The organism is Pannonibacter phragmitetus (genome assembly GCF_050510895.1).
Lineage (GTDB): Bacteria > Pseudomonadota > Alphaproteobacteria > Rhizobiales > Stappiaceae > Pannonibacter > Pannonibacter phragmitetus_B.
In genome coordinates this window covers 2481544-2495372 of record NZ_JBNINT010000001.1, presented here as the reverse complement: position 1 = coordinate 2495372, position 13829 = coordinate 2481544, and the positions used below count along the sequence as shown (strand labels likewise).

Genomic DNA, 13829 nt, shown 5'->3' with positions numbered 1-13829 from the left:
GAGAGCATGTTCGGGCCGTGAGGCAGCTTCTGCCCCTTGGCATCCCTTGTGTCAGTGGACATGGGAATAACCCTTTCAGAAGGTCTGGCCGGCAAGCATCGCCAGGTGTTCGGCAATGGGACCGAGGGCGAGAGCCGGGAAGAACTGCAGACCGCCGAGAATGAGGATGATGGCGATGAGAAGGCCGGTGAACAGCGGCCCATCGGTCGGGAATGTGCCCGATGAAGGGGGAACCTTGACCTTCGCCGCCAGAGACCCGGCAATCGCCATCACCGGTATGGCATAGGCAAAGCGGCCCAGCAGCATGGAGAGCCCGAGGGTGGTGTTGTACCAGGGCGTGTTGCCACTGAGCCCGCCAAAGGCCGAGCCATTGTTGCCCGCAGCCGAGGTGTAGGCATAGAGCATCTCCGACAGGCCGTGCGGGCCAGCGGAGCCGAGGCTGGCAAGGGCTGCGGGCAGCATGGCGGACACGGCCGTGAGCCCGAGGATCACCAGCGGCAGGATGAGAACGGCCAGCATGGCGAATTTCATCTCGCGTCCGTCGATCTTCTTGCCCAGAAACTCCGGTGTACGGCCCACCATGAGGCCCGCAACGAAGACCGACAGCAGGGCAAAGACGAGCATGCCATAGAGGCCCGAGCCTACGCCGCCCGGCAAAACCTCGCCAAGCTGCATCAGGAACATCGGCACCAGCCCGCCAAGGCCGGTGAATGACCCATGCATGCCATTGACGCCGCCATTGGAAAGGCCTGTGGTGACGGCGGCATAGAGCGCGGTCATGGCCTGCCCGAAGCGCACTTCCTTGCCTTCCATATTGCCGCCCGCCGCATCCGCGCCAAGGGCGGTCAGGATCGGGTTGCCTTGCGTTTCTGCCCAATAGATCACGGCAACGCCAGTGATCAGCAGCAGCGCCATGGCACTGAGCAGAGCCCAGGCCTGACGGCGGCAGTTTGCCATCACGCCAAAGGCATAGACGAGGGCGGACGACACGCTCAGCATGGCGAACATGTTGAGATAGTTGGAGAAGGCCGTCGGATTCTCGAACGGATGGGCGGCGTTGACGTTGAAGAAGCCGCCGCCGTTCGTGCCAAGCTGCTTGATGGCTTCCTGGCTGGCGACGGGTCCGAGCGCAATCACCTGCTGCGCGCCTTCCAGCGTGGTCACCGTGGCAGAGGCGCTCAGCGTTTGCGGCAGGCCCATGGCAACGAATGCAAGGGCCACGAGGATCGCCAGTGGCAGCAGGATATAAAGCACAGCCCGTGTCATGTCGGCCCAGAAGTTGCCAAGGGTGCAGGCCTTGGAGCGGGCGAAGGCGCGGGTGAAGGCGACAGCCAGCGCCATGCCGGTGGCAGCAGACAGGAAGTTCTGCACCGTCAGACCGGCCATCTGGCTGAAGTGGCTCAGTGTGACCTCACCGCCATAGTTCTGCCAGTTGGTGTTCGTGACAAAAGAGACGGCCGTGTTGAAGGCAAGGTCCGCCGGCATGCCGGGAAAACCCTGCGGATTGAATGGCAGCAGGTGCTGCAGCCGCAGGATGGCATAAAGGGCAAGGAAGCCTGTCAGCGAGAAGGCAAGCATGGCGAACGTGTAGCCAAGCCAGCTCTGTTCCCGCTGCGGATCTATGCCCGCAGCCTTGTAGAAGCCGCTCTCGATGGGACCGAGAACAGGTGAAAGCCATGTGCGCCTGCCTGAAAAGACATAGGCCATGTAAAGCCCGAGAGGCTTGATGATGGCGAGAACGGCCAGAAAGAACAGGCCGATCTGCAGCCAGCCGGAAAGGGTCATGGGTGCGCTCCGTAGAGGATCAGAACCGCTCGGGCCGCAGCAGCGTAACCACGAGGTAGATGCCAAGGCCGCAAACCACGGCAAGGCCGGACAAAAGCTCGAACATGGCTTTGGTCCTCACAGCCGGTCGAGGCCGCGGGCATAGAGCGCAAGCACGCCAAGACAGCCGCAGCCAAGGGTCAGAAAGATGATGTCGGACATGATCCGGTCTCCTGTTGTGACCGGCACAAAATCGACGCAAATCGCATCAGGGTTCGATTGGGAAGTCAGCCAGCGCGCATAAGGAAAAGATAAAGGCCAGCCTTTTGGCGGGATCTGGCCTTGCAGGTGCCACTTCCCGTCCGGCTGTCCCCGTCAGAGGTCCCGAGACTTGCAACACATATGGAGTTCCAATGGGCCGCTCATGGCAGCATGTGCGGCAGCGGCATGCGCAAGCTATGGAAAACGTCCAAAGGAGCGGCCACATAGAGGGAACATTGATTTGCAGAACAGGAAAGGGCAACGGGCATGAGCATCAGACACGGAGGCGTGGCTGCGAAACTTGCAGGTGGCATTTTGGCTTTTCTGCTTGCGGCGGGTGCTGCGGGCGCGGCGGAAGAGCCGGATCTCATCTTCAAAAAGTCAACTGTCTGGAAATTCCTCACGCCTGACCACAAGCTTGCCACCTATGCCATTGACGACCCGGTGGTGGAGGGTGTCGCCTGTCATTTCACCGTGCCGGAAAAGGGCGGTCTTGAGGGCTGGCTGGGCGTTGCGGAGGAGGTTTCGGACATTTCACTGGCCTGCCGCCAGGTGGGGCCGGTCAGCTTCAAGGCGCGCTTCGAGCAGGGCGAGGAGATGTTCCGCCAGCGCCGGTCGTTCCTGTTCAAGAAGATGCGGATCGTGCGCGGCTGCGACGCCAAGCGTAATGTGCTGGTCTATCTAGTCTATTCCGACAAGCTGGTAGAGGGCAGCCCGAAGAACTCCACGTCCACCGTTCCCATCATGCCGTGGGGCAGTGGGGAAGCGCCGCGCTGCGCTGATTTTCTGGATAAGTGACGATCGAAGTCCCGCACTGGCTTACAGGGCGGGCTCTTCCTCGTCCTCGGTCTGGGGGCGTCCTGAGGCTTGGCATCGGGCGAGCAGAAGTGCGTGTAAAGCACGCCCATGATATCGCGTGCCGCATCACTCGCCAGCCGGTAGTAGATCGTCGTGCCTTCCCGGCGGGTACGCACGAGGCCTTGTGCACGTAGCAGGCTCAGCTGCTGGGAGACGGTCGGCATGCGCATGCCGGTCTGCTCGGCCAGATCGCCAACCTTGCATTCCCGGTCAGCCATCATGCACAGCAGCATCAGCCTCGGCGTCGAGGCGATGGTCTTGAGAAACTGTGTGGCCGCTTCGGCCTTTTCTTCCAGAGCCTTGGTTTCCATGCGCGCAAGATGGCACCTCGCCCCGATTGTTTCAAGCCACGCCGTTGCACTGATTAAAGGCTGGCTGCCCTGTCCGGATGGGAGGCGCCTGAGGGCTGCGCTTATCCCCGGAACATCGCAGGCAGCAGGATGTGGCCAGCGCCGCAGCTGACGCCCGTGGTCATGCACATGCTCTTCTGGGCCGAGACACCTGCGGGCATTGGCTTGCTGGAGGCAAGGGCCGCAAGGCCTGCAAAGGGAGAGGCGATGATGGCGAGAACGAAGCAGACCGAGACAAAACGCGCAAACATGATAAGCCCCATTTTTCATTTTGCCCGGCCGCTGCGGCGGGCTGTGTTCAACTCATGGCGCTACTGTGGCAGGGGCGCGCTGAACCGGGTCTGAGGGGCAAATTCAGCTGGCGTTCAGCTTCATGAACAGGTGTTTGGAACCTTGATGATCCGCGGGCTGCAGCTTGCGTGGCGCGGCAGATGAATGCTTGACCGGAAACGGGAAACCGGTCACAACAGAGCCATGAATACGGCCAGCCGGACCCTCATTCCGATCACCATTATTTGCAGCTAGCACCTTTGCTGGCTGTGGCCGTTCCCTCCTTGCGCCAATTCCAAAGAGACGGACGCCCCCGGCCAGCAGGCCAGGAGACGACGTGTCATGACCAAAGCCAGCCCGGACGCCCCGGTTCTGCGCCTGACCAATACGCTCACCCGGACGAAGGATGTCTTCCATCCGATCGATCCGCAGAACGTGCGCATGTATGTGTGCGGACCGACGGTCTATGACTTTGCCCATATCGGCAATGCACGGCCGGTCATTGTCTTTGACGTGCTCTACCGCCTGCTGCGCCATCTCTATGGAGCCGATCACGTCACCTATGTGCGCAACATCACGGACGTCGATGACAAGATCAACGCCCGCGCCCTGCGTGATTTTCCTGGCCTGCCGCTGAACGATGCCATCGCACGGGTGACCTCCACCACTGCGGACCAGTTCCATGCGGACGTGAAGGCACTCGGCTGCCTTGAGCCCAGCCATGAGCCGCGCGCGACCCAGCATATCGCGGGCATGGTTTCGATGATCGAGACGCTGATTGCCCGCGGCCATGCCTATGTGGCGCAGACGGAAGACGGCGGCGAGGTGCTGTTCGACACCGGCTCCATGGCCGCTTATGGCCAGCTCTCCAAGCGCAATCTGGAAGACCAGAGGGCAGGCGCACGCATTGCCGTTGACGCCCACAAGAAGAACCCGGGCGACTTCGTGCTGTGGAAGCTGTCTTCGCCCGAGGAGCCAGGCTGGGACAGCCCCTGGGGCCGTGGCCGCCCCGGCTGGCACATCGAATGCTCGGTCATGAGCGCCCATCATCTGGGCGAGGTGTTCGACATTCACGGCGGCGGGCTGGATCTCATCTTCCCGCACCACGAAAACGAAATCGCCCAGTCCTGCTGCGCCCATGGCACCAGCGTCATGGCAAATTTCTGGCTGCACAACGGCTTCGTGCAGGTGGAGGGGCGCAAGATGTCCAAGTCCGAAGGCAACTTTGTCACCATCCACGACCTGCTGCACACGGAAAAATTCGGCGGCCGCAAGTGGCCGGGCGAAGTGCTGCGCCTTGCCATGCTGATGACGCATTACCGCGAGCCGATTGATTTTTCGGTCAAGCGGCTGGAGGAGGCTGAACGGCTGCTGGCAAAGTGGCCCGAGGTTCAGGAGAGAGCTGCTGCTCCCGCCTCCGAAGTGCTGGCGGCCTTGACGGATGACCTCAACACGGTTGCCGCCGTGCAGGCACTCCATGGTCTGGCACAGGACGCGTCCAAGGACAGCGCCCTGCTTCCGGTCTATTGGGCCAGTGCGCGTCTTCTTGGGCTCGCGCCTGTTGCCGCCGTGCTGGAGGGCGTGGATACGGGCCGCATTGAAACTCTCGTTGCCGATCGTCTCTCCAGCCTTGAAGCCAAGAACTGGGCCGAAGCCGACCGCATCCGCGACGAGCTTTCCGCCATGGGGATCCAGCTCAAGGACGGCAAGGACGCCGCCACCGGCAAGCGTGTGACCACGTGGGAGGTGAAGCGCTGAGGGGGATTCATCCCTTGAGAGTCTGCCCACCCCTTCCCACGGGGGAAGGAGTGGGGGCTCAGCGGTTGCAAGGAAACTGGCCAGTGTCGCGTCCGTCATGACGATACGCAGGAGACAGGGAGAACCAAAATGACCAATGAACGGTCTGGCGGATGCCAGTGTGGGGCGGTGCGGTTCCGGGTGCGGGGGCAGCTTGGGCATGCGTCGGTGTGCCATTGCCGCATGTGCCAGAAGGCCTTTGGCGGCTTTTATGCTCCGCTGGTGTCGGTGCGCGAGGCGGATAGTGTGGAGTGGACACGCGGAGACAGAGCCATTTTCCGCAGCTCCAATCTGGTTTCCCGCGGCTTTTGCTCCGCTTGCGGCACGCCTCTGACCTATGAGGCGCCGGACGGCATGGCCATCGCCATCGCCGCATTTGACGATCCGTCCGGGATCGTGCCCATCGTTGCCTATGGGGTCGAGGGCAAGCTGCCCTTTGCAGATGCCGTGCCGGGGTTGCCGGAGCGCAGGACGGAAGACGACTTTGCGGCGGCTGCGTTCCTTGCCTCCCTCGTCACCTACCAGCATCCAGATCACGATACGGATGTTTGGCCTGCGGCAGACAGAGTGGAAGAGGATTGATTTGATGACGGAATTGCGCGGCCTTTATCCCGAGATCGAGCCCTATGCCTCCGGTATGCTCGATGTGGGCGATGGCCACACCATCTACTGGGAGCGCTCGGGGACGCCAGGGCGCAAGCCAGCAGTGTTCCTGCATGGCGGGCCGGGCGGCGGCATTTCGCCCGCACACCGGCGGCTGTTCCATCCAGATCACTACGACGTTCTGCTGTTTGACCAGCGCGGCTGCGGCCGCTCCACGCCGCATGCGGAGCTGGAAGCCAACACCACATGGCATCTGGTTGAGGACATCGAGCGTCTGCGCAAGATGGTGGGAGCCGACCAGTGGCTCGTCTTCGGTGGCTCCTGGGGCTCGACGCTGGCACTGGCCTATGCGCAGACCTATCCCCGGCAGGTGAGCGAGCTGGTGCTGCGCGGCATCTACACGCTGACCAAAGGGGAATTGGACTGGTACTACCAGTTCGGCGTCTCGGAAATGTTCCCGGAGAAGTTCGAGCGCTTTCAGGCCCCCGTTCCAGCGGGCGAACGCCATGCGATGATGGCGGCCTATCAGCGCCTGCTGACCCATCCGGACAAGGCCGTGCGTGTTGAAGCTGCCAAGGCCTGGAGCCTGTGGGAGGGCGAGACCATCACCCTGCTGCCCAGCCTCGACAACAGCCAGCATTTCGGCGAGGACGAATTCGCCTATGCCTTCGCCCGCATCGAGAATCACTTCTTCATGCATGGCGGCTGGCTGGAAGAGGGGCAGCTGCTGCGCGACGCCGGAAAGCTGAAGGATATTCCGGGCGTGATCGTGCATGGCCGCTACGACATGCCTTGCCCGGCGCGCTATGCCTATGGCCTGCACAAGGCCTGGCCGCGGGCCGATTTCCACCTCATCGAGGGGCCGGGCACGCCTTCAACGAGCCGGGCATCCTCGACCGGCTGATCCGCTCCACCGACATGTTCGCAGGCCTTCCCGAGGCCTGAGGTCCAAAAACAGCCAGAAACCGGTATCCAGACATATGACCCGCGAAAAACTCTATCTGTTCGACACCACGCTCCGTGACGGGGCGCAGACCAGCGGCATCGACTTTTCCATCGCGGAAAAGATCGCTATTGCCGAGCTGCTGGAGCGGCTGGGTGTCGATTACATTGAGGGCGGCTATCCGGGTGCCAACCCGACGGATACCGAGTTCTTCTCGGAAAAGCGGACGAAGACCGCCCGCTTCACCGCCTTCGGCATGACCAAGCGGGCAGGGCGCTCCGCTTCAAATGATCCGGGCCTGCAATTGCTTCTGGAAGCCAAGGCGGACGCGAACTGCTTCGTGGCCAAGTCCTGGGACTACCATGTCGAAGTGGCGCTTGGCTGCACCAACGAGGAAAACCTCGAAAGCATCCGTGACACGGTGAAGGCTGCAGTCGCGGCCGGCCGGGAAGCGATGATCGACTGCGAGCATTTTTTCGATGGTTACAAGGCCAATCCGGACTACGCGCTGGCCTGCGCCCGCACGGCCTATGAGGCCGGGGCACGCTGGGTGGTGCTCTGCGACACCAACGGCGGCACCCTGCCGGGCGAGGTGAAGGAAATCGTCGCCCGGGTGAAACAGGTGGTGCCCGGCAGCCATCTGGGCATCCACGCCCATAATGATACGGGCCAGGCGGTGGCCAACTCGCTGGCGGCGGTGGAAGCGGGTGTGCGCCAGATCCAGGGCACGCTCAACGGCATCGGTGAGCGCTGCGGCAATGCCAATCTGATCAGCCTCATCCCCACCCTGATGCTGAAGGCGCCGTACAAGGATACCGTGGAGCTTTCCGTCCAGCCGGAACGGCTGAAGGACATCACGGCCATTTCGCATGCCTTTGACGAGATGCTGAACCGCGCGCCGGACCGGCACGCGCCCTATGTGGGCGAAAGCGCCTTTGCCACCAAGGCCGGCATTCATGCCTCTGCGCTGCTCAAGGACCCAAGGACCTACGAGCATGTGGAGCCGGAAAGCGTCGGCAACAAGCGCAAGGTTCTCGTGTCCGATCAGGCGGGCAAGAGCAACCTGCTGGGCGAGCTGTCCCGTCTCGGCATCGACGTGGACAAGGCCGATCCGAAGCTGGACGCCCTGCTGACCGAAGTGAAGGAGCGCGAGGCGAAGGGCTATGCCTATGAGGCGGCGGATGCTTCCTTCGAGCTGCTGGCGCGGCGTATTCTGGGCAAGGTGCCGCGTTTCTTCGAGGTGAAGTCCTTCCGCGTCATGGTGGAGCGGCGCTTCAATGCGGTGGGCGAGCAGGTCACCATGTCCGAGGCAGTGGTGAAGGTGGATATCGACGGGGAGACCCGCATGTCCGTCTGCGAGGGCAATGGTCCCGTCAATGCGCTGGACGGGGCGCTGCGCAAGGATCTGGGCAAGTACCAGTCCGCCATCGAGGGCCTGGAACTGGTGGACTACAAGGTGCGTATCCTCGATGGCGGCACGGGCGCCATCACGCGCGTGCTGATCGAGAGCCATGACAAGACGACACACCAGCGCTGGTTCACCATCGGCGTGTCCGCCAACATCGTCGATGCCTCGTTTCAGGCACTGACAGATTCAATCACCTATGCGCTGTTGAAATCGACGCGATAAACGCTGCGAGGGTTGGCCCCTGCCACATGCGGCAGGGGCTGGCGCGAAGGGTCAGGAGGCAACCAGCTGGTTGCGGCCGGCATCCTTTGCGGAATAGAGACGGCCATCTGAGGTTCGGATCGCTTCGGACAGATCGTGTCCCGGAATGACCGACAGGCCAATACTGGCGGCAATGCGGAAGGTCTGCCCGCCTGACGTGATGTCGAGGTTCTGAAGGCGGCAGCGGAACGCTTCCAGCCGGGTCGTAACTTCTGCTTCGTTCTCTCCGGACAGTACCGCGCAGAATTCGTCGCCGCCCAGCCGTACCGCCAGACCGTCTTCACCGGCCAGCCGCAGAAGCTCGTCAGAAAGGGCAATCAATGCCCGGTCTCCGGCCTCGTGACCGTAGGTGTCGTTGACATGTTTGAACTTGTCCACGTCAACCAGGGCCAGCCAGCGAACTTCACCGCGGTCCTGTGCTTCCGACGCCAGCCGGATGCCTTCACTGAACAGGAAACGGCGGTTGTATAGGCCGGTCAGAGCATCCCGGAAACTGCGGTCGCTGAGATCGGCAAACCGGTCGATCACGTCGAGATTCTGGGAGATTCGAAGCAGAAGCTCCTCCGGCGGGCAGCTCTTGTGCAGGAAATCGCTGGCGCCGTACTTCAGGAAGCGGATGCGGTTCTCCATGTCTTCCGAGCCGGAGATACCGATAACGGCAAGGGATTCCCGGCTGCGTTTGCGCCGGATTGCCTTCAGGAACGAGAAGCCGTCCTCCTCGGGCATGAAGTAATCGACAATGACCAGCCGGATCTCCGGGAAATCCTGCAGATACTGCATGCCCTCCTTGGCGGATCGGGCCATGAATATCTTGTAGCGGTGGCGGGCGATCGTCTCGCTCATATAGGTCCGCTCGACCACTGCGTCATCGATGACCAGCACGCCAATGGACGAGTTCCGGCCCAGCCGCTGCACCAGATCGCCAAGATAGTCGAGGCTGGAGGGGCTGTCCTTGATGATGTAGTCGAGCACCCCTTTGTCCCGCATGGCCTTGCGCAGGCTGGGTTCAAAGCGGCTGGTGAAGACCACTGTCGGGACATTATGCGCGATACACAGATCCACGATCTGACCGTCCGGAGCATCCGGCAGGGTGAGGTCGACAAGCGCCAGATCAAAGGCCTCTGCACCGCCCTCAAGCAGCGCGGCAGCCTGTGCGAGGTTCCGTGCCACCTTGACCCGGCGCTCTCCGATCTCAGCGAGCTTCTTGAGCGCTGCCTTCTCAAAGAAGGCGGCATCCTCGACGAGAAGGATCTTTTGCATTTTTGTCCGCCGGCATTGATAAAAGTGAGGCGGAGTGTGACCGGCAAAACCCAAACAAAGAGTTATCCTGAGGCGTCAAATTTTCTCAACTAAGGGACGTGTCTGCGAACCGACCTGGTGGGAAAAGTCCAGAATATCAATAGTTTGACAAGATGTGCAGGTGGCTGCGTGCGTGGAAGAGCCGCACACGCAGAGCGAGGTTTTCCGCAATTATACGGATATGCGGATTAGAAGTTCTCGAGTCCTGCTTCGGCTTCAAGGGCTTGAGCCGTTTCCTGTTCCCCGCAGGCCTTTGCCAGCATCGGAATAATGCTGCTGATATCCCCCGTGACCAGATAGGGCACGTCCTGTTCAGGGCGGATGAATGCCTCGTTGCGCATGTGATCCAGAAGTTGCAGCAAAGGCGACCAAAAGCTGTTGATATTGGCGAGCAGCACGGGCTTGCGGTGTTGGCCGAGCTGAGCCCAGGTCATCATTTCGACGACCTCTTCCAGCGTTCCCACGCCGCCGGGCAGCGCAACGAAAGCGTCTGACTTCTGGAACATCAGTTTCTTGCGTTCGTGCATGTCGCGGGTAACGATGAGATCGCTCACCTCATGCAGCATGACTTCGCGCTGCTCCAGAAACTCTGGAATGATACCGGTCACCTGTGCGCCATGGTCGAGCGCGGCCTTGGCGACGGCGCCCATAAGGCCAACGGAACCTCCGCCATAGACAAGCGACAGTCCGGCCTCGCCGATCAACCGGCCAAGACTGCGGGCAGCGTCCAGATAGGTTGCGTCATGGCCGAAGCTTGATCCGCAATAGACACAGATGCTTTTGAGATTCGTCATGCGAAAGTGTTTGGCATTGGCAGACAGCCATGGTCAAGCATTGCCTTCGGTAACAAGGCTTGCGCGCCTTGTGCAAAAAGCCGTTTTTGCGGCGAATCTGCTAGATCTTGTGGTGTTCTTCGTGAAACGCTGGGGAACTGTTCAGAAAATGGCTGTCTGATGCAGCCGGGCATGTGGCAGGGGGCGAGTTGTGCGGCCGTTGAAGAGAGCTTGCGCACCTCCAATCAGGGTTTGGGGTCTGAAATGACACGTAAAGGGGTTACCGTCAGTCTGGTCATCGCTGTGATTGTAGGGATCATTGCGCTTGTGACAGGCTATCTGAGCCGGAAGGACGCGGGAGCGCCCCAGCAGACGGCAACTGCGCCTCAGCCTGGTGTGCAGGCGCCGGCCCCCGAAGCCGCTCCTGCCCCCGCGCCAGCCGCCCCGGCAGCACCGCAGCCACCCACCACGGCAGCCCCTGCGGCAGAACCGGCACCGGCAACACTGCCCGAACCTGAGGCGCCCAGTTTTGACGTTGCAGGCATTGAACCGGATGGTGCTGCGGTCATCGCAGGGCGTGCTGCCCCAGGCTCCAAAGTCTCTCTTCTTGCCAATGGTGAAGTGAGTGGTACCGCCACTGCCAATGAGGCAGGGGAATGGTCAATGGTTCCCGAAAATCCCCTGGCGCCCGGCGACTATGACATGCAGCTGCGCATGGAAATGCCTGACGGGAGGATCGTCGAGTCAAAGCAGCGGCTGACCGTTTCCCTGTACGGTTCGGGCAAGGAGCGCCCTCTCATCGTCCTGAACAGCCCGGATGCTCCGTCCAGCGTGCTTCAGCAGCCCGCCGCCATTGAGGTGGCGAGCGCCGAGGCAGAACCCAAGCCAGAGGAAGCCAAGCCTGAAGCTGCTGCAGCACCAGAGCCTGCTGCAGCACCTGTGCCTGAACCGGCTCCATCTGCCGCCGCTGAAGCTGCTCCGGAACCTGCTGCAGTTCCTGCTCCTGCCGCTGACAGCCCGCAGCCGGCAGCTGCGCCAGAGGCTGCGCCTTCATCTGCACCACAGACAGAACCGGCGGCCGACGCCCCTGCGGTTGCCGCCACTTCCACGCCCGCAGAGGCCCCGGCGGCAGAGGTCAAGCCCGTCATCGCGCCGGTCACCGTGGAAGCGGTCGAATCTGAAGATGGTAAGCTTTACGTGGCTGGAACCAGCACGGCGGATGCGCTGCTGCGTATCTATGTGGCGGATGCTCTCGTTGGCGAGACGAAGGCGAACGGGGAAGGGCGCTGGCTGCTGGAAGCCACGGCAGAGGTGCCGGTTGGCGATGTGGAAGTGCGTGCCGACCATGTGGACCCAGTTACCGGTGCAGTGCTTGCCCGCGCTGCCGTGTCCTTCCGCAAGGCCGAGCCGCAGGAGATCATTCTCAGCAAGGTGGAAGAAGCCAAGCCAGAGGGCGGGGCTGAGGCCGAAGTCACTCAGCAGATGCCGAATGTCATCATCCGCAAGGGCGACAATCTCTGGAACATCTCCCGCCGCCTCTATGGCTCGGGCTTCCGCTACACCACCATTTATCAGGCCAACAAGGACCAGATCCGCAATCCGGACCTGATCTATCCGGGACAGGTGTTCCTGACACCGGGGGCGGAGCCGGAAGAGACAGAAGCGAAGTAAGCTGAGGCTGCAGCCTGATCTTTTTGCGGGACGCCGGGAAACTGGCGTCCCGTTGCCTTTTCAGGCTGCGGCAAGCGCCCGCTGACTCCTCACCTCAATGCATTGACTCAACGGCATCAAGCGCTTGCACGGGCAACATGAATCACCCACCCCGATTTGGCCGGAAAACCGGATTCAGAATGCCAAGTGCTTGAATCATTTTGTGAAGAAGCCGAATCTGTCTCTCAGCTCTCAAGGCCAAGTGCCTGAGCTGACTCCACAATCCGGTCGATCAGCGCCGCCGATTCCCCCATGTGGAGCGCAGGGTCCTTGAGGGTGCTCCAGTCACCGGGAACCGGGGTCATTGCGGCCAGCACATCGAAGAGATGAGTGCCGGTCGACAGGACTGTAGCACAGGCTTTCTTTACCAAATCTTGCGCCTGCGGACGGGGCATGGTGGCGGCGAGCGCGAAGCTGGCGGCCTCTGCCAGCAGCAGGCCGTTGCTCGCCTCAATGTTGGCTCGCATGCGGGCGGTGTCGATGACGAGGCTGTCCAGCAGGCTGGTGGCGGTGGTGAGTGCCTTGCCGGTGGCGGCTGCGATCTGCGGCAGGCTCAACCACTCGATCAGCCAGGCCGCGCCGCTGCGCTCATACTCGGCGATGGCGGCCTGTTGCAGGGTGCCGAGCTGACTTCCGGTGTGGCGTGCAAGGGCGATAAGCACCTCTGCGCCCACCGGGTTGGCCTTGTTGGGCATGGTGGACGAGCCGCCGCCGCTGCCGGGGCGCAGCTCGCCGATCTCGTTCTGGGAGAGGAGGGCAATGTCCTGCCCGATCTTGCCGAGGCTGCCGGTGACGAGGGCGCACCAGGCAGCGAATTCCATCAGCCCGTCGCGGCACACGTGCCAGGGCACGGGCGAGATCGCGAGACCAAGCCGCTCCGCCAGCTTTGCCTCCACCGCAAGCCCATGCGGGGCCAGCGCGGCAAGGTTACCCGAAGCCCCGCCGAGAGACAGGCGCAGCAAGCGGGGGCGCAGCTGGGTGAGGCGCTCCAGATGGTAAAGGAGCGGCGCCAGCCACACGGCGGCCTTCAGGCCAAAGCTTGTAGGCGTTGCCTGCTGCATGCGGGTGTGAGCCGCCATGGGCGTTGCCCGGTGCGCCTCAGCCATGCGCAAGAGAAGGCTGGCGAGATCACGCAGGCGGGTCTCGAAAAGGTCTGCCAGCTGCGACAGCCGCAGCACCAGGCCGGTGTCTGCAATGTCCTGACTGGTCGCGCCCCAATGGACGAAGGGGGCATGTTCGGCCGGCACTGCCTTGCGCAGGGCCGCGACCAGTGCAGGCACAGGCACGCCATCCTGCGCGGTGGCGGCCGACAGCGCTGCCGGGTCCAGTTTCAGGCGCCTAGCCGCTGCGCTGATCGCCTTCGCCGCCTCTTGCGGAATAAGGCCGCAGTCGCCCTGCGCCAGCGCTAGCGCCGCCTCCACTTCCAGCATGGCTGCAAGGGCGGCTGCATCACTGAACAGGCCAGCGGTTTCGCCATCCTGCAAAAGGCCGGACAGGAGAGGAGAATCGAAGGGGCTGACGGTCATAGCTGT

General features: G+C 62.3%; 12 protein-coding genes and 1 pseudogene. 6 read left to right on the top strand and 7 right to left on the bottom strand.

Features of this window, described 5'->3' with window-relative positions:
- Positions 1-75 precede the first annotated feature (75 nt).
- Positions 76-1785, bottom strand: coding sequence for a potassium-transporting ATPase subunit KdpA (gene kdpA, locus ACQB61_RS11830; protein ID WP_430512764.1), 1710 nt, complete (start codon positions 1783-1785; stop codon positions 76-78).
- 19 nt (positions 1786-1804) lie between these two features.
- Entirely contained in the window at positions 1805-1906 is a 102-nt protein-coding gene (kdpF, locus tag ACQB61_RS11825) for a K(+)-transporting ATPase subunit F (RefSeq protein WP_197717589.1), read from the bottom strand.
- A gap of 386 nt (positions 1907-2292) precedes the next feature.
- Here kdpF and ACQB61_RS11820 point away from each other — a divergent pair, with 386 nt between their 5' ends.
- Positions 2293-2823 (top strand): CreA family protein, encoded by a 531-nt coding sequence (locus tag ACQB61_RS11820; RefSeq protein ID WP_430512763.1) that lies wholly within the window; start codon positions 2293-2295, stop codon positions 2821-2823.
- On the opposite strand, the gene ACQB61_RS11815 is transcribed toward ACQB61_RS11820, so the two are convergent.
- Both ACQB61_RS11815 and ACQB61_RS11810 read right to left on the bottom strand, forming a co-directional pair.
- Positions 2712-3194 (bottom strand): metalloregulator ArsR/SmtB family transcription factor, encoded by a 483-nt coding sequence (locus ACQB61_RS11815; protein WP_430512762.1) that lies wholly within the window; start codon positions 3192-3194, stop codon positions 2712-2714. The genes ACQB61_RS11820 and ACQB61_RS11815 overlap by 112 nt on opposite strands.
- Before the next feature lie 101 nt (positions 3195-3295).
- Positions 3296-3484 carry a sugar transporter gene (locus ACQB61_RS11810; protein WP_430512761.1) on the bottom strand — a complete coding sequence of 63 codons (189 nt, stop codon included), beginning with the start codon at positions 3482-3484 and terminating at the stop codon, positions 3296-3298.
- Positions 3485-3845: 361 nt separating this feature from the next.
- Between ACQB61_RS11810 and cysS the strand changes: the two genes are divergently transcribed.
- The 4 genes and pseudogenes from cysS to cimA all read left to right on the top strand — a co-directional run bounded on the left by cysS (position 3846) and on the right by cimA (position 8476).
- Positions 3846-5261 carry a cysteine--tRNA ligase gene (gene cysS / locus ACQB61_RS11805; protein ID WP_430512760.1) on the top strand — a complete coding sequence of 472 codons (1416 nt, stop codon included), beginning with the start codon at positions 3846-3848 and terminating at the stop codon, positions 5259-5261.
- Positions 5262-5390: 129 nt separating this feature from the next.
- Positions 5391-5882 (top strand): GFA family protein, encoded by a 492-nt coding sequence (locus tag ACQB61_RS11800; RefSeq protein WP_430512759.1) that lies wholly within the window; start codon positions 5391-5393, stop codon positions 5880-5882.
- Between the two features lie 4 nt (positions 5883-5886).
- Positions 5887-6848: pseudogene (gene pip, locus ACQB61_RS11795) on the top strand (prolyl aminopeptidase).
- Between the two features lie 35 nt (positions 6849-6883).
- Positions 6884-8476 (top strand): citramalate synthase, encoded by a 1593-nt coding sequence (gene cimA, locus ACQB61_RS11790; protein ID WP_430512758.1) that lies wholly within the window; start codon positions 6884-6886, stop codon positions 8474-8476.
- Between the two features lie 51 nt (positions 8477-8527).
- Here cimA and ACQB61_RS11785 read toward each other — a convergent pair whose 3' ends face one another.
- Together ACQB61_RS11785 and ACQB61_RS11780 are read right to left on the bottom strand one after the other, a co-directional pair.
- Positions 8528-9775 (bottom strand): diguanylate cyclase, encoded by a 1248-nt coding sequence (locus tag ACQB61_RS11785; protein ID WP_430512757.1) that lies wholly within the window; start codon positions 9773-9775, stop codon positions 8528-8530.
- A 227-nt stretch (positions 9776-10002) separates the two neighbouring features.
- Positions 10003-10608, bottom strand: a complete 606-nt coding sequence (locus ACQB61_RS11780) for a TIGR00730 family Rossman fold protein (protein ID WP_430512756.1) — start codon at positions 10606-10608, stop codon at positions 10003-10005.
- A gap of 243 nt (positions 10609-10851) precedes the next feature.
- Between ACQB61_RS11780 and ACQB61_RS11775 the strand changes: the two genes are divergently transcribed.
- Positions 10852-12258 carry a LysM peptidoglycan-binding domain-containing protein gene (locus ACQB61_RS11775; protein WP_430512755.1) on the top strand — a complete coding sequence of 469 codons (1407 nt, stop codon included), beginning with the start codon at positions 10852-10854 and terminating at the stop codon, positions 12256-12258.
- A 224-nt stretch (positions 12259-12482) separates the two neighbouring features.
- On the opposite strand, the gene ACQB61_RS11770 is transcribed toward ACQB61_RS11775, so the two are convergent.
- Positions 12483-13823, bottom strand: coding sequence for a 3-carboxy-cis,cis-muconate cycloisomerase (locus tag ACQB61_RS11770; protein ID WP_430512754.1), 1341 nt, complete (start codon positions 13821-13823; stop codon positions 12483-12485).
- Between the last annotated feature and the right edge of the window lie 6 nt (positions 13824-13829).